The 21,442-nt window shown below is 62.9% G+C and carries 21 protein-coding genes; 8 read left to right on the top strand and 13 right to left on the bottom strand.

The features are described from left to right. The first annotated feature begins 13 nt into the window (after nucleotides 1-13). Together AC3YOG_RS04800 and AC3YOG_RS04795 are read left to right on the top strand one after the other, a co-directional pair. The gene (locus AC3YOG_RS04800; RefSeq protein ID WP_489889548.1) at nucleotides 14-382 is read left to right on the top strand and encodes a response regulator; all 369 of its coding nucleotides are present in this window, start codon (nucleotides 14-16) and stop codon (nucleotides 380-382) included. Beyond that, entirely contained in the window at nucleotides 369-1,460 is a 1,092-nt protein-coding gene (locus tag AC3YOG_RS04795; RefSeq protein ID WP_489934267.1) for a Crp/Fnr family transcriptional regulator, read from the top strand. The genes AC3YOG_RS04800 and AC3YOG_RS04795 overlap by 14 nt, the downstream gene beginning before the upstream one ends. A gap of 17 nt (nucleotides 1,461-1,477) precedes the next feature. Here AC3YOG_RS04795 and AC3YOG_RS04790 read toward each other — a convergent pair whose 3' ends face one another. The 7 genes from AC3YOG_RS04790 to glgX form a co-directional block, all read right to left on the bottom strand. Next, nucleotides 1,478-2,713, bottom strand: coding sequence for an NAD(P)/FAD-dependent oxidoreductase (locus AC3YOG_RS04790; protein WP_172121669.1), 1,236 nt, complete (start codon nucleotides 2,711-2,713; stop codon nucleotides 1,478-1,480). 42 nt (nucleotides 2,714-2,755) lie between these two features. Then, nucleotides 2,756-3,532, bottom strand: coding sequence for an SDR family NAD(P)-dependent oxidoreductase (locus AC3YOG_RS04785; protein WP_489934266.1), 777 nt, complete (start codon nucleotides 3,530-3,532; stop codon nucleotides 2,756-2,758). Beyond that, the gene (locus AC3YOG_RS04780) at nucleotides 3,529-4,524 is read right to left on the bottom strand and encodes an ABC transporter permease (RefSeq protein ID WP_489934265.1); all 996 of its coding nucleotides are present in this window, start codon (nucleotides 4,522-4,524) and stop codon (nucleotides 3,529-3,531) included. Before AC3YOG_RS04780 ends, AC3YOG_RS04785 begins: the two co-directional genes overlap by 4 nt. A gap of 70 nt (nucleotides 4,525-4,594) precedes the next feature. Further along, the gene (locus AC3YOG_RS04775) at nucleotides 4,595-5,605 is read right to left on the bottom strand and encodes a sugar ABC transporter substrate-binding protein (protein ID WP_127755386.1); all 1,011 of its coding nucleotides are present in this window, start codon (nucleotides 5,603-5,605) and stop codon (nucleotides 4,595-4,597) included. Nucleotides 5,606-5,659: 54 nt separating this feature from the next. Continuing rightward, a complete protein-coding gene (locus AC3YOG_RS04770; RefSeq protein WP_489934264.1) occupies nucleotides 5,660-6,436 on the bottom strand; it encodes an ATP-binding cassette domain-containing protein in 777 nt (258 codons plus the stop codon). Between the two features lie 136 nt (nucleotides 6,437-6,572). Continuing rightward, nucleotides 6,573-8,891, bottom strand: a complete 2,319-nt coding sequence (locus AC3YOG_RS04765; RefSeq protein WP_489934263.1) for an AI-2E family transporter — start codon at nucleotides 8,889-8,891, stop codon at nucleotides 6,573-6,575. A 126-nt stretch (nucleotides 8,892-9,017) separates the two neighbouring features. Continuing rightward, nucleotides 9,018-11,105 (bottom strand): glycogen debranching protein GlgX, encoded by a 2,088-nt coding sequence (gene glgX, locus AC3YOG_RS04760; protein WP_489934262.1) that lies wholly within the window; start codon nucleotides 11,103-11,105, stop codon nucleotides 9,018-9,020. A gap of 323 nt (nucleotides 11,106-11,428) precedes the next feature. Here glgX and AC3YOG_RS04755 point away from each other — a divergent pair, with 323 nt between their 5' ends. Next, nucleotides 11,429-11,791, top strand: a complete 363-nt coding sequence (locus AC3YOG_RS04755) for a hypothetical protein (protein WP_127754937.1) — start codon at nucleotides 11,429-11,431, stop codon at nucleotides 11,789-11,791. Nucleotides 11,792-11,843: 52 nt separating this feature from the next. Here the strand turns inward: AC3YOG_RS04755 and deoD are convergent, their stop codons facing one another. After that, nucleotides 11,844-12,554, bottom strand: coding sequence for a purine-nucleoside phosphorylase (gene deoD, locus AC3YOG_RS04750; RefSeq protein ID WP_489934261.1), 711 nt, complete (start codon nucleotides 12,552-12,554; stop codon nucleotides 11,844-11,846). Between the two features lie 131 nt (nucleotides 12,555-12,685). Between deoD and argC the strand changes: the two genes are divergently transcribed. The 4 genes from argC (at nucleotide 12,686) to leuB (ending at nucleotide 16,096) form a co-directional block, all read left to right on the top strand. Next, nucleotides 12,686-13,636: an N-acetyl-gamma-glutamyl-phosphate reductase gene (gene argC, locus AC3YOG_RS04745; RefSeq protein ID WP_127754939.1), complete on the top strand. Its 951-nt coding sequence runs from the start codon at nucleotides 12,686-12,688 to the stop codon at nucleotides 13,634-13,636. A 341-nt stretch (nucleotides 13,637-13,977) separates the two neighbouring features. Next, a complete protein-coding gene (gene leuD / locus AC3YOG_RS04740) occupies nucleotides 13,978-14,583 on the top strand; it encodes a 3-isopropylmalate dehydratase small subunit (RefSeq protein ID WP_127754940.1) in 606 nt (201 codons plus the stop codon). A gap of 11 nt (nucleotides 14,584-14,594) precedes the next feature. Continuing rightward, nucleotides 14,595-14,984: a RidA family protein gene (locus AC3YOG_RS04735; protein WP_489934260.1), complete on the top strand. Its 390-nt coding sequence runs from the start codon at nucleotides 14,595-14,597 to the stop codon at nucleotides 14,982-14,984. 11 nt (nucleotides 14,985-14,995) lie between these two features. After that, nucleotides 14,996-16,096 (top strand): 3-isopropylmalate dehydrogenase, encoded by a 1,101-nt coding sequence (gene leuB / locus AC3YOG_RS04730; protein WP_489934259.1) that lies wholly within the window; start codon nucleotides 14,996-14,998, stop codon nucleotides 16,094-16,096. 144 nt (nucleotides 16,097-16,240) lie between these two features. On the opposite strand, the gene rpsP is transcribed toward leuB, so the two are convergent. Then, complete coding sequence (gene rpsP, locus AC3YOG_RS04725) at nucleotides 16,241-16,615, bottom strand: 30S ribosomal protein S16 (protein ID WP_489889537.1); 375 nt, start codon at nucleotides 16,613-16,615, stop codon at nucleotides 16,241-16,243. A gap of 26 nt (nucleotides 16,616-16,641) precedes the next feature. Then, nucleotides 16,642-18,219, bottom strand: a complete 1,578-nt coding sequence (gene ffh / locus AC3YOG_RS04720) for a signal recognition particle protein (protein ID WP_489934258.1) — start codon at nucleotides 18,217-18,219, stop codon at nucleotides 16,642-16,644. A gap of 288 nt (nucleotides 18,220-18,507) precedes the next feature. Between ffh and AC3YOG_RS04715 the strand changes: the two genes are divergently transcribed. Then, entirely contained in the window at nucleotides 18,508-19,317 is an 810-nt protein-coding gene (locus tag AC3YOG_RS04715; protein WP_489934257.1) for an exodeoxyribonuclease III, read from the top strand. A gap of 3 nt (nucleotides 19,318-19,320) precedes the next feature. On the opposite strand, the gene AC3YOG_RS04710 is transcribed toward AC3YOG_RS04715, so the two are convergent. The 3 genes from AC3YOG_RS04710 to AC3YOG_RS04700 all read right to left on the bottom strand — a co-directional run bounded on the left by AC3YOG_RS04710 (nucleotide 19,321) and on the right by AC3YOG_RS04700 (nucleotide 21,417). Continuing rightward, on the bottom strand, nucleotides 19,321-19,767 hold the full coding sequence (locus AC3YOG_RS04710) for a cyclic nucleotide-binding domain-containing protein (protein WP_127754946.1): 447 nt from the start codon (nucleotides 19,765-19,767) through the stop codon (nucleotides 19,321-19,323). A 109-nt stretch (nucleotides 19,768-19,876) separates the two neighbouring features. Beyond that, nucleotides 19,877-20,560, bottom strand: coding sequence for a response regulator transcription factor (locus AC3YOG_RS04705; RefSeq protein ID WP_489934256.1), 684 nt, complete (start codon nucleotides 20,558-20,560; stop codon nucleotides 19,877-19,879). A 170-nt stretch (nucleotides 20,561-20,730) separates the two neighbouring features. Next, nucleotides 20,731-21,417 (bottom strand): YggS family pyridoxal phosphate-dependent enzyme, encoded by a 687-nt coding sequence (locus AC3YOG_RS04700; protein ID WP_489934255.1) that lies wholly within the window; start codon nucleotides 21,415-21,417, stop codon nucleotides 20,731-20,733. Between the last annotated feature and the right edge of the window lie 25 nt (nucleotides 21,418-21,442).

Here is a 21,442-nt window from a genome sequence, read left to right as displayed (position 1 = left end):
CAGGAGGTTGGCGATGTCGGATGGTGCGGAACTGATGATCGTTGAGGACGAACCCCTGATTGCCATGATGATCGAGGAAATGGCCGATGAAATCGGCTGGCCGGTCGGGAGGTGCCTCCACTCCGAAGCGGATGCCTTTGTTTACCTCAACAGCCACAAGCCTGCCCTGGCGGTGCTGGACATCAATCTGGGCCTGACCACGAGCCTCGGCATCGCGGCCGCCTGTCACGATCGCAACATCCCTGTTGTCTTCACCACCGGCTACACCCCCGCCGACGTGCCGACCCAATGTGGCAACGCCCCAGTGCTGGCCAAGCCGTTCTCGACCGAAGACTTGGCTCGAGCCATCAAGCAAGGATTGCAGCAACATGCTCATGCGTAACCATTCAGGCTCGGGCCTGCCCGCCAGCGGCGATGCCTTGGCCGGCCATCTGGGATTGTTTGGCCCCCTAAGCCCCGCTGAGCGCACTGGCCTGCTGGCCCTGACGGGCTCCACCGTGCGGCTGTCGGCCAATGAAGAAATTACCCAGCTGGGGTCGCACGCGTCCAGCATCGTCGTGGTGCTCGATGGCGTCTTGCAGCGCTTCAACGACGATGCCCGCGGCAATCGCCAGATCTGCGGGCTTTACCTGCGCGGCGATGCCCCGGGGCTGGAAACGCTGCAGATGCCGATCGCGGACCAGGGGCTTTCAGCACTGGTGCCCTCCATTGTCGGGCTCATTCCGCAGCGCAAGATGCTCGACCTGCTCGCGCAGTTCCCGTCCCTGCAGGGCCTGATGTGGCGCGAAACGTTGGTGCAGGCCTCGATGCTGCGCATCTGGCTTCTTCGCAACAGCATCAAGAATGCCGCCGGGCAGCTGGCGCATCTGTTTTGCGAATTGCTGATCCGCGCCAAGGCCGCCGGCATTGCCCAGGGCAATAGCTGCCCCCTGCCCCTTTCGCAGCGCCACCTTGCCGAAGTGACCGGGATGTCCGTGGTGCATGTCAACCGCACGCTGATGGTGCTGCGCGCCGACAACCTGATCGAATTTGCCAATGGCGTGCTGACGATCCACCGCTGGGACGAGCTGGCTGAAATTGGCGAATTCACCCCCGGCTATCTGCATCTGGGCGAGCAGGCTGCCGAGCTGGCCCCAGCCCGGCCCACCCCGGTGCTGCAAAGCCGGATTGAGGACAGTTTCGAGTTCATCCCCAGTCGCGCCCCTACAGCGTCCGAGGAGCCCGACGCCTTCCGGCGCAAGGCGGCTGATTTCAAGCAGATGCTCAAGACCTGGTCATTTGTGTCCTCGGGCATCATGCGCGGGGAAGCTGACGATCTGTTTGAAAAGCTCACCCGCCTCGCCAATGATCTGCACGAGTTGGCGGGCGATGCCCCCGAGCGCAAGGCCACGGTGGAAACGCTGACGAGCCTGTTTCACCGGGTGCAGTTGGTGCCCGACCGCAGCAAAAGCCAGGCCTGAGGCCTGGCTTTGCGCCCTTAGCGGAAACGCGCAACGCTGTAGGGCGTTGGATCCACAAAGGGGGTCTCCCCCGTCATCATTTCGCCCAGGAGCCGCCCCGTAGCGGGCCCGAGCGTCAGCCCATGATGGGCATGGCCGGTGGCCAGCCATAGCCCCTTGCGCCCTTCAGGCCCGATTATGGGCTTCATGTCGGGCGTGCAGGGCCGCGCCCCCATCCAAGGCTTGGCATCGAGCCGCTCGGCAATGGGGTAGCCCTCGCGCGCATAAGGCTCGGCCGCATCCACCTGCACCGGGTTGGGCGGCGCATCGAGCGCGGCAAATTCCGCCCCGGTGGTGAGCCGGATGCCCTGGCGCATCGGCACCATCAGGAAGCCCGCTTCATCAAACATCGGCATGGAGATGGTGGCATTGCCGCGCGGGCGGTAATGCATGTGGTAGCCGCGCTTGACCCCGAGCGGCAGGTGCCGCCCCAGTCTGCTCAGCAGCCCGCCCGACCATGGGCCCAGCGCCACCACCGCATCGCGCGCCTGGAGCGGGCCCTCGACCGTGTCGACGCTCCAGCCCGGCGCCGCTTCACGCAGGCTGAGCGCATCGCCATGCACGAACCTTCCGCCCAGCTGGATGAACAAGCGCAGATAAGCCTGCGTCAGCGCCAGCGGGTCGCGTACCGTCCAGGGCTGCGTCCAATGCACCGCGCCAACGAGCGGGGCAGTGACATGGGGTTCCTGGCTGCGCAGCGTTTGCTGGTCGAGCGCCTGGTGCTCCAGCCCATAGCGGCCATGCCCCTCGGCTTCCTCGAGGGCGGCGCGGAAACCCTTTTCGGTGCGGAACACCTCCATCCAGCCCGCCTTGCCGATCAGGTCCCCGGCGCCCGCTTCCTCGATCAACGGCGCATGCTCGGACACGGAATGGGCGATGAACTTGGAATAGTCCTCAACGATCTTCTGATAGGAGCCCGAGCGCGACGCCCACCAATAGCGCGCAAGGAACGGCGACAACTTGGGCAGGTCGCGCCAGCGAAAGCGCATGTCGACGCTCTGGTTGCGGCCATAATTGAGTACGGTCACCAGCGACTGGGGAAACAGATGCGGCGCCACCCCTTCGCGCTGGATCAGTCCGGCATTGCCATAGGAGGTTTCCTTTCCGGCCTCCCCCCGGTCCAGCAGCACCACGGAACGGCCGCGCTTGAGAAGGTGAATGGCGACACTGACCCCGACGATCCCAGCCCCGAGGACAACGCAATCTGCTTTCATGGAGAATTCCGACTCAACTCAATAATGTTGGCGATCCGCTGTCTAGACACCGCTGGGGCGCATGCGGAAGTCGTTGCCCTCGGGCAGCAACTGACCACCATCTACGACAATGGTGGTGCCAGTGATATAACTGGCCTCGTCGGAAGCCAGAAACAAAAACGCGTTAGCGACATCCCTGGCGCTACCCAGCCGACCCAGGGGAATGGCGCTTTCCATATCGGCGATGAAAGCCGGGCCGCGATGCTCCTGCATCGCTTCGGTCAGGATATTGCCGGGCTCGACGCCATTGACGGTGATGCCATAGGCGGAAAACTCCAGCGCCGCCGAGCGGATAAAGCCATTGATGCCCGCCTTGGTCGCGGCGTAGTGGCCGTGGCCCGGGCTGGTGACATGCGGGCCGGTGATCGAGGAGGTAAAAAGGATCCGCCCCGAGCCTTGCGCCCGCATCGGCCCGAGCGCAGCTTTGGCGGCATTGAACGAGCCGCGCAGATTGACCGCCATGACGCGATCCCAATCGGCTTCCGAAGTGTCCTCGATCAACTGCCAGGGATAAACGCCGGCATTTTGCACGATGATATCGAGCCGCCCATAGGCGGATAGTGCCATAGCCACGGCCGCTTCCGCATCGGCCAGCCGCGAAATGTCGGTGGCGATGAACTGCGCACCCAACTCCTCGGCCGAGGCGCGACCGGCCTCGGCTTCCCAATCGGCCAGAACGAGGTTGGCGCCTTCCTCGGCAAAGCGCAGCGCAATGCCTTTGCCAATGCCACGGGCAGCCCCGATGATCAGGGCCGTCTTGCCCGCCAGCCTGTCGCTCATGCCAATTGCTTTCTGATGGTTTGTTTGAGGGTATCGAGCAGCACCGCCGCCAAGACCAGAAGGCCATGGATGACTTGGGTGTAATGAGCCGGCAGGCCCATGAGGTTGATGGCGGTGTTGATCGACGAGAGCAACAGCACGCCGGCATAAACGCCGGGCAGCGAGCCTACGCCGCCCTTGAGGCTGACGCCCCCGATCACCACCGCGGCAAAGGCATTGAACAACATGCCGGCGCCTAGATTGGCGGTAGCTCCCGAGGTGCGAATGGCGAGGAGCCAGCCGGCCAGGGCGGCAATGGCCCCTGAAAGGACAAAGGCTGCCATCAGCACCTTGTTGACCTTGATGCCCGCGCGAAACGCGGCGCCTTCATTGCCCCCGATCATCAGCAGGTGACGGCCGAACCGGGTTCTCGCCAGGATGAAGGAAAAGGCCACAAAGCAGGAAATGGCGATGTAAGCGGTGAGGGGAATGCCAAGGACGCGCTGAATACCGAGCCAACGCAATTCGGGTGCCAGGTTCTGCGCCGAGCGGCCGCCCGACAAGGCCACAACCAGCCCGCGCACCCAGATAAAACTCGCCAGGGTGACGATGAAGGCATTCATCTTGACCTTGACCACGAGAAAGCCGTTAAGCACGCCGATGGCGGCGCCCACCAGCAGGCCGGCGCCAAGCGAGACTGGCACGACCAGCCAGCCCGGTGTCAAAGTTATGCCAAGGCCGATGCCAGACGAAGCAAAGAGAATCCCCGTGACCATGGCGCTGAGCGCGGCGACCGATTCCACCGATAAGTCCATGTGGCCGGCGATGATCACCAGCGCCAGGCCAATGGACATGACGCCCAGAACGCTGGATTGCTCGATGATGTTGGCGAAGATGCCGGGCTGGAAATAGTTCGGGATAACAGCCGAAAAGATTGCCAGCACCGCGAGCAGCATGAACCACACAAGGTTATCGAGCACGAACTCGAGCGCTTGGCGTTGGCGAGGCGGCATGGATGAGCTTCCGGGAGGGCTATGGACAAAGGCTCCCTCCCGATGGGGGAGGGAGCAGAGGGTTCAATGGTTATTCAACCGGCGTGATCGGCTGTGCTGGCGGCTGCCCGTTGCCCCAGAAAGCGGGGTCATCCACATTTTCGGCGGTGACCGCGGCACCCGGAATCTTGATCGTGGGGCCCCAGTCTTCGACCGTCACCGCTGAAGTCAGCCCGAGCACATCATATTCGCCGGGCTCGATGGGCTCCTTGGCAACGATCTTGTCCATGAACATCGCCACCGCCGCAGCCTGCGCATAGAGCGGCTGCTCGACCTCCACCTGCATCCAGCCATCGCGGATTAGCTGCAGGGCGACTGGGGCACCATTGGAGCTCATCACCAGGACATCGCCAGGCTGCTTGCCGGCCGACTCCAGCGCCGCCACGGCCGCGACGGATAGATGCGCTGCGTGGCTGAAGACGATGTCGATGTCGGGATTGGCCAGCAGCTGGTCCGACACAATGGTGCCGGCATTGCTCGCTTCCCACATCATGGCGGGTTGGCTGATGATGGTGACCTCGGGAAAGGCTGCCATCTTCTCTTCAAAACCCTTCTGAATATCGAGGGTGTAGGGGTCGCCGGGGTCGCCCAGCACCTGCAGCACCTTGCCTTTAACCCCGCCGTTCTTTTCGGTCAGCAGCCGCTCGACCTCTTGGGCGGCGACATAGCCAATCTCGATCGTGCCGGCGACCGAGGTGAAGTCCGAAACGGTAGAGGAAATCTGCCGATCAAACTGGATGACGGGAATGCCTGCCGCCCGCGCCGCATCAACGGAAGGCGCCAGGGCATTGAAGTCCACGGCTGCCAGGATAATGGCCGTGGGGGCTAGGGTGATGACGTCGTTCATCTGCGATTGCTGCAAGTCGGTCTTGTTGTCGGCATTGAGCGTCGTCATGTCGTAGCCGACCTGCTCGAGGAACATTTCGAGCGCACTGACCGAGCCGGTCTGGAATTCATCCAAGAGGGTCGGGACCATGTAGTAGACCGTGCCCTTGTCCTGGGCATAGGCCGGGCTCAACAAGGCGGCGCCACTCGCCGCCATGAGCAGGGTCGATTTCAGCAGTTTGTTCAAAACATCGCTCCTCGAACCGGATCGCTACTGCCCCGCGCCCAGGGCCGGTCCGGATCCGGTCAAGGTTTCGCCCGTGATCATGCCGATCACTGCGTCCGCATTGGTTTGACTGCGCGCCACATCGCCGGCCACCACGCCCTGGCGGATCACCACGATGCGGTCGGCAACCTGAAAAGCCTGCTGCATGATATGGGTGATGATGACGACGCCGATGCCCTGCGCAGCGACCTGGCGGATCATCTGCAGGCCCCGCCGGGTTTGCTCGACGCCGAGCGCCGCAAAGGGCTCGTCCAGCAAGACCAGCTTGCCGCCCCAATGCACGAACCGATTGAGCTCGATCGCCTGGCGCTGCCCGCCCGACAGGTGCTCGACCTTGGTGCGCAAGGAGGGAATGCGGGTTCCGGCATCGGCGAGGGCCTTGGCCGTTTGCCGCTCCATGGTGGCTTCATCGAGCACGCGAACGCCTAGCACCTTGCGCGTCAGCTCCCGCCCCATGAAAAAATTGCCGACCACATCGATATTGGTGCAGAGCGACAGGTCCTGGTAGACCGTCTCGATCCCGGCGGATTTGGCTTCGGACGGTGAACGGGGGCGGAAGTCGCGTCCCTCAAACCGCATGCTGCCCGAACTAGCCTCCAGCCCGCCCGAGATGATCTTAACGAGGGTCGACTTGCCGGCGCCGTTGTCGCCCAGAAGGGCGATGACCTCGCCCTTGGCAATGGAAAAGGACACTCCTCGCAGCGCCTCCACGGCGCCAAAGCTCTTGGTGATACCATCGAGCTCGAGGAGAGGCTGGTTCACGCGGCCACTCCACCAGCCGCGGCGAATAGGCAGTTCAACCTGCCAACCGCACCATCTGCCCCGCCAACTACCATGCCGCCGTGCTCCCTCAATAGGCAGCAGACTGGCAGCGCCTAAATTTCAAGTCAATCGGCAATCAATGGCTCTTGCTGCCCTCGCCCGGTCCCTTTCCTGAACCGCTCGCCACCGCAAGGTGGCCGTTGGCAGCATCCTGCATGAGGTGCAAGGCTAGAAGGCTGAGCTTTTCGGCGTCCTCGGCGCCAAAACTGCTGCGCGCTTCCTGGTCCAAGAGCGACAACGCGCCGACGATTTCCCCGTCGCCCCCAACCAGCGGCACCGAAACACAAAACCCGATGCCGTTCTCGAGCAGGGCGGGATCGGCGGAGAAACGCGCGTCCGAACGCACATCGGTCACCACCACGACTTCGCCCGTGCTCATGGCGAGAGCGGCCACCGTGCTGGCGCCATGCGGCGTCGCGGGCGTGGATGAACCATTGCTGCCGCCGGCCTCGTCCTGGCGCAAGTCCACAACCGCAACAGGCACTTCCATGGTCACCGCAATTTCCCGCAGGCGTTCGGCCACGGGGCCCTCAGGACGAGCGAGTTGCCGGATCCAGGCCATGTCGGCGGCCGCGCCAAGCGGGTCGGTTGCTTCGAGAGCCGGTGTCCCCCCTTCGGGCTCAGCCATCTCGACGCGCACGGCAGTGGCTGCTTCCTCGATATTGCGCGCCACCATGTCCACGTTCAGCTCACCCGCTTCGGCCGTCGCCATGTCGTCATTGAACACGCAGGCGATTACGACAAGGCCGGGCTGGCGACGGTGTAGACGGCGCGCCACATAGCGCAGATAGCTGCGCATGCTCTCGCCGAGATAACACAGGCACACCACCCGCACGCCTTCGAGATCGAGTTGGCCGATGCTTTCCTGGCGGACGGCTAGGGGCGGCATGACGCTGATGGCATATTCGGTTTCCAGCAGCCTCCCGAGCAACAGTGCGGCCGAGCCGTCGAGCTCGGTGCGCCCGCCGATGCAAAGCACCTGAGGCTTTTCCGCCTCCACCGCATGGCGGCCCAGATCATCGTCGAGGTCGTCCACCACGCCCGAAAGGCTTTCCACCACCCGGCGGCGATGGGCGACATCATTGGCGTTGGTGTCGAGGTCTGCTTCCGCCAGGCGCAGCGCGGGCATGGCGATCTCCTGGTAAAAGCGCTGCAGATCATGCTCGCCGACATATTCTTCGGCCAGCTCAATGGCCTCCACGGTGTTGCCCGCCACCAGCCGCTGGTAGAACCGCTCCGTCGGTTCCAGCACCGGCTCGCTGCCGAGGAGCGTCTCGAAAAACTGCAATTGGGGCACATAGCGGCCGAGCACGACAAGGCACACGGTTATAGGCGTCGACAGGATCAGGCCGATTGGTCCCCATAGTGTGGCCCAGAACATAGCCGCCACCAACACCGCGAGCGGTGACAGCCCGGTGCTCGAGCCATAAAGCCTCGGCTCGATGGCATTGGTGGTGACGAGCTCGAGCGTCGCGAACAGCGCCACGGAATAGAGCAGCATCGACCAGCCCGGATCCACCGCAAAGGCGAGGGTAAAGGGAATGGATGAGGCGATCAGCGTACCGACAAAGGGGATGTAGCGGAAAATGGCCGCGAGCAAGCCCCAAAGCACCGCATTGGGCACCCCGATCAGGCTGAGGCCCGTCCCGTACACCACCCCATAGGAAAGGTTGACGCAGAACTGCACCAGCAGATAGCGCCCAACGCGGGCGGCCGCTTCGTTCATTACCTTGGTGCTGGTGCGCAGATCGCCCCGGCTAACGAGTTTGAGGAAGCGGTCGCGGAGGTCTTCGCGTTCAAGCAGAAGGAAAATCAGGAACACTGCTACGATAGCGGCGGTGGTCAGCGGCCCCAGCACGGAACTGAGCACCGATTGCACCATGGCGAGTGGGCCAGCGGCATCATTGGTGATCACGACCGGCATGGGCCGCGTGGTTTCAGCGCCATCCGCTGCTTCAAGCTGCCCCTGCAGCTGGCCGATCGCATCGCCGAAACTGCTGAGGAAACCCGTGCCGCCCTCCCCGCCGAGGGTTTGCTGCAGCGCGGTAAATTTTTCGATTACTGTGGTCTGGTAGCGCGGCAGGTCGCCCGCGAGCTTGATCAGCTGGGTGGCGACAATATAGCCGATGGTCGACAGCACCGCGCCTGCCAGCAGCACGGCCAGCAGCACTGCCACGATATGGGGCAGATGCAGCCGCCGCAGCCGATGCACCACCGGCGCCAGCGCGAAAGCCAGCAGCACCGCCAGGACCAGCGGCACGAAAATGCCCGCCCCCAGATAAAGCACCACAATGGTCATTCCGATAAAGGCGGCGGTGACCAAGGTGTTGGTTGGCGGGGCGCCCTTGTAGTTGACCGCTCCGACCAGGGGAGGAGTGTCGTGCGGATCGCTCATGGGTGAATACCTGAAAGGCCGCGAGATTGCTGCGCCAAGGCAACGGCCACGGCCCCTCCCGGTTCCGTTACTCCGCGCCTAGGGCGCACAATGGCGCAAGGGGTGCCCTCAGGCACCCCGGCAAGGTTAGCGCAGCAGCAGCAGCGAGCGCGAGGTCATCCTTACGGGCTCGCCCGCTGTAAGCTTGCGGACTTCCTCGCCAGTGACGGCAGCAGTGTTGATCTCGACCAGCCATTCATGGCCACCTTCCCGCTCGGGCACGACGAAATCCACGTCGCCGTCATGGGGATTGAACAGCACCAGCACCTCCCACCAGGTGTCGGGCTGGCCCTTGAGATCCTCGCGCGCCAGATGCAGGCCGATCGTGGTGGCGCCGGCGTCTTCCCAATGCTCGTCCTGTTGTTCCCCGCCCCCCGGATTGAACCAGGTGACGGTCATGCCGTCGCGCCAATTGGCGCGCCGCAGCAGCGGCTGTGATTGCCGGAGCGCAATCACCTGGCGCACAAATTCGGTCAGTTCAGCGGTGGAGGCAGGCCGTTCGTCCCAGTTGACCCAGGAGATCTCGCTGTCCTGGCAATAGCCATTGTTGTTGCCCAGCTGCGAGCGGCTGAACTCGTCGCCCGCCAGGATCAGCGGCGTGCCGTGAGAAAGCAGGAGCGTCGCCAGCATGTTGCGCTTTTGCCGTTCGCGCACTTCATTGATCCCGGGATCGTCCGTGGGGCCTTCCGCGCCGTAGTTATAGGAGCGGTTATCGTTGTGCCCGTCATTGTTGTCTTCGCCATTCGCCTCATTGTGCTTCTCGTTGTAGGAAACGAGGTCATTGAGGGTGAAGCCGTCATGGGCGGTAATGAAATTGACGCTCGACCAGGGGCGGCGGCCGCGTAGATCATAAACATCGCCCGATCCGGTAAAGCGGGCCGCAAAATCGCGGACGGTGTTGTCCTCGTCGCGCCAGTAATCGCGCACGGTATCGCGATATTTGTCGTTCCATTCCGACCAGCCGGGCGGAAAGCCACCGACCTGATAACCCCCCGGGCCGATATCCCAGGGCTCACCCACAAGCTTGACCTTGCTCAGCACCGGGTCCTGCCCGACCGCTTCGAAAAAGCCGCTGCGCTCGTCAAAGCCATAGGGCTCGCGCCCCAGGATCGTGCCCAGATCGAAGCGGAAGCCGTCGATATGCATCTGCTCGACCCAGTAGCGCAGGCTGTCGGTCACCATCTGCAGCACGCGCGGATGGCTGGTGTTGACCGTGTTTCCGGTGCCGGTGTCGTTGATGTAGTAGCGCGGCTCGCCCGGCATGGTGCGGTAATAGGCGAAGTTGTCGATGCCCTTGAACGAGAGGGTCGGGCCCATTTCGTTGCCTTCGGCGGTGTGGTTGTACACGACGTCGAGGATCACCTCGATGCCGCCATCATGGAAGGCGCGCACCATGTCGCGGAACCCGTCGAGCCCCCGCGGGCCAAAATAACGGTTCGCCGGCGCGAAAAAGCCGAGAGTATTATAGCCCCAGAAATTCTTGAGCCCGCGATTGAGCAGGAAATCGTCATCGGGGAAGAAGTGCGTCGGCAGCAGTTCAACCGAAGTCAGCCCCATGCTCTTGATATAGTCCACCACCGCCTTGTGGCCCATTCCTTCGAAAGTGCCGCGCAGGTTTTCGGGGATCGCCGAATTGAGCTGGGTGAAGCCCTTCACATGGGTTTCGTAAAAGATGGTCTGGTCCCACGCGATATTGGGCTTGCGATCACCGCTCCAGTCATAGCCACGCGGATCGATCACCCGCGCCTTGGGCATGCCTGCGGCGTTGTCGCGCTCGTCAAAGGACAGATCCTTGTCTTCGCTATCGGTGATGTAGCCGAAATGGGCGGGCGACCACTGCACGTCACCCACCAATTCACGGGCATATGGATCCACCAGCAGCTTGTTGGGATTGAACCGATGGCCGTTCATGGGATCATAGGGACCATGGACGCGATAGCCATAAAGGGTGCCGGGTCCTACACCGGGCAGATAGCCGTGCCAGATTTCGTTGGTATATTCGGGAAGGGTGATGCGCTCTTCCGCCCCACTTGCCGGATCGAACAGGCACAGCTCCACCCGATCGGCATGAGCGCTGAACAGGGCAAAATTGGTCCCGTCCCCGTCCCAGTGAGCGCCCAGCGTGGTGAAATCACCGGGCAGGACCTGGCGGGAAGACGAGCTTGTAATCGACATGGAGCGGGAACCCTTGATTGACGCCGCTCAACGTCGCGAGGCCCTTCGAAGTTGCCTCAAATCTGTGGCGTTAATGCGCCAAATTGGCGGCGACGGCGGGCGGCGGTAACCTCGTCTTCACTATGCGCGCCCTACAAGGAAGGCGCACGGTATGTACCGGGTACGTGCAAACAGCGTCAGTGAGGCGCCTGTCCATTTGGTTGGGCAGGCGCCCTACGCTGAACCGAAAATGAACCAGGCGATATGGTTTGGTTCAGAGCCCAGCGGTTAGAACCGAGCATGCTTTTGAGGGCATGATCATTTTAAAACCCTGAGGTTCTCCCATGAAACTCCCCGCTTTTTCTCCCCTCCTGCGTGCTGGGGCCGTGGCACTGGCACTGGGTGTCACCGCAGTTTCGGCCATGCCGGCCCAGGCCCAGTCCAATAGCCCCAGCCTGTCGTTCAGCTTCCAGAACGGCAATGGTTATGGCTTTTCGGTTGGCGAACGCCACCGCCCGCAGCGCGATTGCATGAGCGATCGTGAGGTGCGGCGCTTGGTGGAGCGCGCCGGCTATCGTCACGTCCGCATCTATGCTTCGGGCGACCGCTATGTTCGCGTCCGGGGTGACGAAGGTCGCCGCTCCTATATTGTGACTGTAGACGCCTGCCGCGGCCGCATCATCGATCGCGACCGGGTTCGCCGCTAATCGCTTGGGCCCGGCTTTATGCCGGGCCTTTTGCTTGCTGACCGCTTGAGGGTCAGCCCGCGATGGCCACCTCGAGCGCCAGTTCTACCATCTCGCGAAGGGAGCTTTGCCGCTCTTGGGCGCTGAGCTCCTCCTTGGTGATGATGCAATCGGTCATGGTGCAGATGGCGAGCGCCCTCGCCCCGAACCGGGCGGCGATCGTATAAAGCGCGGCCGCCTCCATCTCGACGCCCAGAACGCCATGTTCGGGCAAGGCGTCGTAACCGGCCATCCCATCGGCATGATAGAAGATATCGGCCGACAGCATATTGCCAGCGTGAAAGCGCAGCTTGAGCTCTTCGGCGCGCTCGGCGGCACGGCGCAACAGCCCAAAATCTGCGATCGGGGCAAAACTATAGGGGCCAAACCGCCCCTTGACGATGGAGCTGTCGGTGCAGGCCCCTTGCGCCAGGATTACGTCGCGCACCTTGACCTTGGTGTTGAGGCCGCCACAGGTGCCCACCCGGATCAGCGTCTTGCAGCCATAAACATTGATGAGCTCATGCACATAGATCGAGAGCGAAGGCTGCCCCATTCCGCTCGCCTGCACCGAAACCCGCCGGCCCTGATAGGTGCCGGTATAGCCCAGACAATTGCGCACGCTGTTGACCTGCTGCGCATCGGCGAGGAACGTTTCGGCAATCCATTTAGCCCGCAGCGGATCGCCCGGCAGCAGCACGGCATCGGCGTAATCGCCCGGCTTTGCATGATTATGCGGCGTCATCGGTTGCGTCCCTGGCTGGTTTCGGAGACAAAACCCTGCCATCGGCCGCCCCTCCGGGCAAGGCCGGCGGCTTGACGCCGCGTCGGACGCGGCCCATCTAGACGAGCAACACGAGGAGCGCGAAACAGCACATGGCCGCCAAGATCTTCATCGATGGGGAAGCTGGAACCACCGGATTGCAGATCCGCGAGCGTTTGCAGGAGCGGCGCGATCTCGAACTGCTCACCATCCCGCCCGAGCGGCGCAAGGATGCAGGCATGCGCGCCCAGCTGCTCAACGAGGCCGATGTGGCCATTCTCTGCCTGCCGGACGATGCCGCCAAGGAAAGCGTCGCGCTGATCGAGAACACCACCACCCGCGTGATCGACGCCTCCACCGCGCACCGGGTGAACCCCAACTGGGCCTATGGCTTTGCCGAGATGGACCGCGCACAAACCAAGGCGATTGCCGAAGCGCGCTTCGTGGCCAATCCCGGCTGCTGGCCTCAAGGCGCCATTGCCGGGCTGCGCCCGCTGATCGCTGCGGGCTTGCTGCCGGCCGATTACCCGGTGACGGTTAATGGCGTGTCGGGCTATTCGGGCGGCGGTCGGCAGATGATCGAGGAATATGAAGCCGCCGGTGCCAGCGCCAGCCACTTCATGCCCTATGGCCTGACCTTCCAGCACAAGCATGTGCCCGAGCTTACCCAATACGGCACCCTCCAGCGCGAGCCGCTGTTCCAGCCGGCCGTTGGCGATTTCGCCCAGGGCATGCTGGTGGCCGTGCCGCTGCAGCTGGGCATTCTGCCCAAGGCCCCGACCGGCAAGCAACTGCATGCCGCTTTGGCCGACCATTACGCTGCCATTCCCGACAGCTTTGTCGACGTGGCGCCCTTCGAGGCCGTGGCCAAGACCCCGGCGCTCGATCCACAGCACCACAACGACACCAACCGCATGACCCTGCACGTCTTCGCCAATGATGATCGCGCCCAGGCGCTGCTCGTGGCGATCTACGACAATCTGGGCAAGGGCGCCTCGGGCGCTGCCGTGCAGAACCTCAACCTGATGCTCGGCGTGGACGCGCGCGAAAGCCTCGCGGCTTAAGGCAAGCCCCCAAACCTGACGACGGCAGGACGATCACCGCCGCCCCACCCTCGATGTCACCCGGCCCCATCACGAAATCCGGCCCCTGCCGCAAGGTGCTCCACCAGGGCACCTTGAGCACCTTCCACCAACACCTCAGGACGGGTCCCGGCTCAAGGCCGGAATGACAGCTGGCTGATAAGGCCACCTTTGAGCCCTTCCAAACGCCGGAAATTCCCTCTTCCACCCCAAAACCACTTCGCAGGCGTAACCAAGAGTACGCCAGCGAACGGTTTCCCCCCAACTCGACTTGACCCCATCCCCGCTTTCGCGCAAAGACCAAGCCAAAGCGAGGTTTTCCGATGGACAAATTCACCACCCTGACCGGTGTTGCGGCGCCATTGCCGATCATCAATATCGACACCGATATGATCATCCCCAAGCAGTATCTGAAAACCATCAAGCGCACGGGTCTGGGCACCGCGCTGTTTTCGGAAATGCGCTACAACGAAGACGGCACCGAAAACCCCGACTTCGTGCTCAACAAGCCAGCCTATCGCGGCGCCAAGATCATTGTGGCCGGCGACAATTTCGGCTGCGGCTCCTCGCGCGAGCATGCCCCCTGGGCGCTCCTGGATTTCGGCATCCGCTGCGTGATCTCGACGAGCTTTGCCGATATTTTCTACAACAACTGCTTCAAGAACGGCATCCTGCCGCTGGTCGTCAGCCCCGAGCAGCTCAAGCTCCTGCTTGACGATGCCGAGCGCGGCTCCAACGCCACCCTGACCATCGATCTGGAAGCCCAGACCGTTCAGGGTCCCGATGGCGGCACCATCCATTTCGATATTGACCCCAGCCGCAAGCAGATCCTGCTCGAAGGCCTCGACGATATCGCCGGCACACTCAAATCCGACCCGTCCATCGCTGGCTTTGAAAGCAAGATGGCCGTGGACCGCCCCTGGCTCTAAGGCTCCCGGCCATGGTGCAGCGCGTTTCTACCGGCTCGCCGTTTGAAACCGACCTTGGCTATTCCCGCGCCGTCCGGCACGGGGACACCGTCTATGTTTCGGGCACCACCGGCTATGACTATGCCAGCATGGTCATGCCCGAGGGCGTGGGCGATCAGGCCCGCAATGCCCTCGCCACCATCGATGCGGCCCTGCGTGAACTGGGCTGCACGATCGCCGACACGGTCCGCGTCGTTTATTACGTAGCAGACCGCTCACATGTCGAGGACGTCGTAGCGGCGGTCGGACCGGTTTTCCGCACGGTCCGCCCCGCCGCTTCCATGCTGATCGTGCAGATGATCGAGCCCGGCATGAAGATTGAAATCGAAGTCACCGCCCGCCTGGGCGCCTCCAACTCTTGAAAGCACAAAATATGGCCACCCATTCCCTCTTCCTCTTGCCCGGCGATGGTATCGGCACCGAGATCATGGTGGAGGTCGAAAAGCTCATCGATTGGACCAACGGCGAGCAGCTGACCGATTTCACCATCGACACAGGCTTGGCTGGCGGCGCAGCCTATGACCAGCATGGCGTGGCCATCACCGACGCTGACGTGGCCAAGGCACTCGCGGCCGATGCCGTGCTGTTTGGCGCCGTGGGCGGGCCAAAGTGGGACAATGTGCCCTATGAGCACCGCCCGGAAGCCGCCCTGCTGCGCCTGCGCAAGGAAATGGCTGTGTTCGCCAATCTGCGCCCCGCCATCTGCTATCCGGCGCTGGCCGACGCGTCCTCGCTCAAGCGGGAATTGGTGGAAGGCCTCGATATCCTGATCGTGCGCGAACTGACCGGCGGCGTGTATTTTGGCGAACCCAAGGAGATCACCGATCTTGGCAATGGCCAGAAACGCGCCGTCGACACCCAGGTCTACGAGACCTATGAGATCGACCGCATCGCCCGCGTCGCCTTTGACCTGGCCCGTACCCGCCGCGGTCTCGTGCACTCCGCCGACAAGAAGAACGTCATGAAGTCCGGCGTGTTCTGGGATGAAGTCGTGCACCAGGTGCACAAGGACTACTCGGACGTCGAGCTGCGCCATATCCTGGCCGACAACGCCGCCATGCAGCTCGTGCGCAATCCCAAGCAGTTCGACGTCATGGTCACCGATAACCTCTTTGGCGATATCCTCTCGGACGTGGCGGCCATGCTGACTGGCTCGCTCGGCATGCTGCCCTCCGCCGCGCTGGGTGCACCCGATCCGGTCACCGGCAAGCGCAAGGCCTTCTACGAGCCCGTCCATGGCTCGGCCCCCGATATCGCCGGCCAGGGCATTGCCAATCCGATCGCCATGATCGCGAGCTTTGCCATGTCGCTGCGCTACAGCTTTGGCATGGTGGAACTGGCCGGCAAGGTCGAGGATGCCATCTCGGCCGTGCTCAGCGACGGGTTGCGCACCCGCGACATCGCCCAGGACAACCGCAAGACAGTGGGCACCGAGGAAATGGGCTCCGCGATCCTCGCCAAGCTCAAGGCTTAAGGCCCCTTTCCTCAGCGTTGCACCAAGATCACCCCGGCCTCGCGCCGGGGTTTTTGTTTGTGCCGGCGCACGGCCAAGCCCCACAAACCAAAAACCCCGGCGCTTGCGCACCGGGGTTCTTCTGGCAGTCGCCAAAAAGCCGAATTACTCGGCGGCAGCGTCCTCGGCCGGAGCATTGGCGGCAGCAGCCTTGGCGGCCTTTTCTTCAGCGCGCTGGGTGGCCTTCTCGCCGGGCTTGCCCTTGTTGGGGTTGTTGCGGGGGTCACGCTTGGTCAGGCCCGCATTGTCAAGGAAGCGCAGCACGCGGTCGGTCGGCTGGGCGCCAACTTCGAGCCAATGCTTGGCGCGCTCGCCATTCAGCACGACGCGGTTCTCGGCATCCTTGTTAAGGAGCGGGTTGAACGTGCCCAGCTTTTCGATGAAGCGGCCATCGCGGGGCGAGCGGGCATCGGCAACAACGATGTGGTAGAATGGGCGCTTCTTGGTGCCACCACGAGCCAGACGGAGCTTGAGAGCCATTTTGGTATCCTAGTTTGGTTGAAGGGTTACTTTTTCTTGCCCAAGCCAGGCAGGCCGGGGAAACGGGGAGCACCGCCCAGGCCGGGTAGACCCGGGGCGGATTTTAGCAGCGAGCCGACATCGGTCGGCAGCTTTTCGGTCAGCTGCGGCTGCACGGAGGGCAGGCCCTGCAACTGCTTGGGATCGATGCCGGCCTGGCGGGCCATGGCTTCGAGTTGTGCGGGATCCATATTGCTCAGGTCCGGCATGCCGCCCAGCATATTGCCCATCTTGCCGCCGAACATGCCGCCAAGTGCGCCCATGCCGCCCTTGGAGACCTTTTTCATCATATCGGCCATCTGCCGATGCTGCTTGATGAGCTTGTTGATTTCGCTGACTTCCACGCCCGCGCCAGCGGCAATGCGCTTGCGGCGCGAGGCATTGAGCAGGTCAGGCTCCGCCCGCTCCTTCTTGGTCATCGAATTGATGATGGCGACCTGGCGATCAAAGATCTTTTCGTCGACATTGGCGCCGGCCATGGCCTTTTTCATCTGGCCCATGCCCGGCAGCATGCCCATGAGGCCACCCATGCCGCCCATCTTTTTCATCTGCAGCAGCTGGTTGCGCAGGTCCTCGAGGTCAAAGGAGCCCTTTTTGAGCTTCTTGGCCATCTTGGCGGCGTCTTCGGCCGACACATGCTCAGCCGCCCGCTCGACCAGGGAAACGATGTCCCCCATGCCGAGTATCCGGTCGGCAATGCGCGAGGGATGGAAATCCTCAAGCGCATCCATCTTTTCGCCCACGCCGATCAACTTGATCGGCTTGCCGGTGGCGGCACGCATCGAAAGCGCAGCGCCCCCGCGGCCATCGCCATCGACGCGGGTAAGGACGATACCCGTGACATCGAGCCGCTCATCGAACGAGCGCGCCACATTGATCGCGTCCTGACCGGTCAGGGCGTCGACGACCAACAGGATTTCGTGCGGATTGGCGATCGACTTGATCTGGGTCGTTTCGACCATCAGCTCTTCATCGATATGGGTGCGACCGGCGGTATCGAGCACCAGCACATCAAAGCCGCCCAGCCGGGCTTCGCGCGCGGCGCGCCGCGCGATCTCGACCGGGGTTTCGCTCGCGACGATCGGCAAAGTGGCAACGCCCACCTGCTCGCCCAGCACCCGCAGCTGCTCCATGGCAGCGGGGCGGCTTGTATCGAGCGAGGCCAGCAGCACCTTCTTTTTCTGCCGGTCCTTGAGGCGCTTGGCAATCTTGGCCGTGGTCGTGGTCTTGCCCGAGCCCTGCAGACCCACCATTAGGAGGGTTACGGGCGCAGGCGCATTGAGATCGATCGCAACGGCGTCCTCGCCCAGCACGGCAACGAGCTGGTCGTGGACGATCTTGACCACTTGCTGGCCGGGCGTGACCGAACGGGTGACTTCGGCGCCTACCGCGCGCTCGCGCACCTGTTCCACAAAGGCACGCACCACTTCGAGCGACACGTCGGCCTCGATCAGCGCGCGGCGGATTTCGCGCAGCGCTACATCGACATCGGCAGCGTTGAGCGCACCGCGCCCTCGCAGTCCCTCGAAGATCTTGCCAAGCCGGTCTGAAAGGCTCTCGAACATGAACTTGTCCTTTATTCTCTTCGGGTGATCCGAGGAGAGATAAGATCCATCAGCCCAAACGCCAAACCCACCCGCGGGCGCAACGCGCTGGCGGATGGTGGCCTCCGGGATCGTTTTATACCACTTGGGGTCCCGGTCGGCGGATCAGGTACGGCCTGATGAATGGGTGTTGCATAGAGTTTTCACGCCTTCGAGTCAAGGAAAGCCCGGCCTGCGCCCCTTTAGCGGCTGGACGCCCGCCGCTCCGCTCAGCCATAAGGGCGCCACCCCGAACAACTGGATCCACCCATGCCGATTGCCGTTGTCAGCTGGAACATCAACTCGGTGCGCTTGCGCCTGCCCATGGTGCTCGACTTTCTCAAGCAATATAGCCCCGATGTGCTGATGCTCCAGGAGATCAAGTGCACCGAGGACCAGTTCCCACGCGTGGCCTTTACCGAAGCTGGCTATCCCCATCAGGCGGTGAGCGGGCAGAAGGGCTATCATGGGGTGGCGATCATCTCGCGCTTTCCCCTCACCGAGATTGCCACCCGCCAGTTCTGCAATATCGAGCAGTCCCGCCACGTTTCGGCGCGGCTTGATTGGGGCAATGGCCCCGTGACCCTCCACAACTTCTATATCCCGGCTGGCGGGGACGAGCCTGACGCCGAGATCAACGTCAAGTTCAAGCACAAGCTCGATTTCCTCGACGAAATGGCGCTCTGGTTTGCCGAACCGCAGTTCGCCCAGGGCCAGCTCATCGCCGGTGACTTCAATGTCGCCCCGCACGAGAACGACGTGTGGAGCCACAAGCAGATGCTCAAGGTCATCAGCCACACGCCAGCTGAAACCGACCGGCTCGATGCCTTGCTGGCGGGGGGCCACGGCTGGGTGGACGTGGTGCGCAAGCATTTCCCTTATGACCAGAAGCTGTTTTCCTGGTGGAGCTATCGCGGGCTCGACTGGGAAAAAAGCAATCGCGGTCGCCGGCTTGACCATATCTGGACCACCGCAGACGTGGCCGCCCATTGCTCAGGGGCCGAGATCATCAAGCCGGCGCGCGGCTGGACCGAGAAGCCCTCTGACCACGTGCCGGTGATCGCCCAATTTGGCCTGTGACGCCTAGCGCTTGAACTTGTTGCGAATGGGCTGCAGCGCTTCGAGATAGCTGCCAAGGTCGGCCTGGATGCGCTCGGCCACGCGCTGCGCCAGCACCGGGGACTGCTGCACCAGCTTCATGAAAGCGTGCCGCGGCACGAAAAACACCTGGGCTTCGGTCAAAGCAGTGATGGTGACGGGACGAGGCTTGGCCAGGATCAGCGCCATGGCAGAAACAACGCTGCCGGGCTCATCGATTGTATAGGGGGCCGAGCCGTCGCCTTGTGGCGCCACCTGCAGGACTCCCTCGAGCAGCACAAAGGCGCCGCTCGGGATCTCGCCGGCCCGGTACAGCACCTGTTCGGCGCCAAAATGCTGCTGGTCGCCGGCAAAGGCCAGCATGCGCCGCTGCTCGTCGTCGCACATTTCCAGGAACTCGGCCCGCGCCAACATCGCGGCCGTATCGTCCATAATATCGCCCTATCCAACAAATCAGCGGGTCGCCCGGTCGGTCCGAAGCGGTTCGCCAAGCTATAGGGCAATTCGGCTCCCGCTTTGAACCCCCTTTAGCGCCAATGGGCTAGGGGACGAGGCGATAGCCCCCTTCTTCGGTCACCAGGAGCCGGGCATGAGACGGGTCACGCTCGATTTTCTGGCGCAAGCGATAGATGTGGGTTTCGAGCGTATGGGTGGTCACGCGGTTGTTGTAGCCCCACACCTCCTTGAGCAGCACATCCCGGGTGATGGTTTTTGGGCCCTGCCGGTAGAGATATTTGAGGATCGAGGTTTCCTTGTCCGTGAGGCGCACCTTGCCCCCGTCATTAGCCTCGAGCATCTTGGCCGCCGGCTGGAAGCTATAAGGCCCGATGGTGAACACCGCGTCTTCGCTCTGGTCGTGCTGGCGCAGCGCCGAGCGGATGCGCGCCATCAGCACCGGAAAGCGGAAGGGCTTGGTCAGATAGTCATTGGCGCCCGATTCCAGCCCCTTGATCTGATCGGCATCGCTGGTCTGCCCCGTCAGCATCAGGATCGGGCTCTTGAAGCCTTCCTGGCGCAGGATCTTGACCGCCTCGCGCCCATCCATGTCGGGCAGGCCGACATCGAGGATCATGAGGTCAATATTGCTTTCGCGGGTGGCTTTGAGCGCATCATTGGCGCTGGCGGCCTGCACGATCTCGAATTCGCGTTCGTCTTCGAGTTGATCCACCAGCGTCTGGCGCAGATCCGCATCGTCATCAACCAGAAGAATGCGGCGCTTGTTCATGGGATTCGCTCCGGACTTGGACCAGGGCGAGTGCAAAAGGCTGCCTGCTGGAACGCTGGCCTGCCGGTCACGTCGCCGTTACGGTGATAAGCAACGGAACATGGCGGCCAGAAGTTGCAGTGCGCGAGAAAACCGCGCCAAGTTTATCGCGCGCTAACCATTTGGCTGACTTAGGTAAGCGGCGGACGCGCCCCGAACAGTGCCGATCCAACCCGCACATCGGTGGCGCCCATGGCGATCGCCGTTTCGAAGTCCCCGCTCATGCCCATGGAGAGGCGCGACACCCCGGCCGCCCGGCCCAGCGTGGCCAGATGAGCAAAATAAGGCCCAGGCGGCACCCCATCGGGTGGGATGCACATCAACCCCACCACATCGAGCCCATGCACGCTCCGGCAGCGCTCCACAAACGCCACGGCTTCGGCCGGCGCAATGCCGCTCTTTTGCGGTTCTTCCCCAATATTGACCTGCACATAGCAGGGCAATTTCCGCCCCGCACGCGCCATCTCAGCGGCCAGCACCTCAGCTAGGTTGTCGCGGTCGACGCTCTGGATCACATCGAACAGGGCCACCGCATCGCGCGCCTTGTTGGTCTGCAGCGGCCCGATCAGGTGCAGTTCCACATCGGCAAAACGCTCGCGCAGCGTCGGCCATTTGCCTTTTGCCTCCTGCACCCGGTTCTCGCCGAAGACGCGCTGCCCTGCCACGAGAAAGGGGACGATCGCGTCGGCATCGAAGGTCTTGGATACCGCCACCAGCTTGACCTCGGCCAACCTTGGCTCGAAGCGAGCCTGCGCCCGCGCGATGCGATGACGGATTTCGGCCAGCCGCGCCGGCGCGTCCACTGCAGTCTCGCTCACGCTTTTGCCCTGTTGCTGTTGACCT

The organism is Devosia sp. Z6_126 (assembly GCF_058133495.1).
This window is presented reverse-complemented; position numbering and strand designations above follow the sequence as displayed.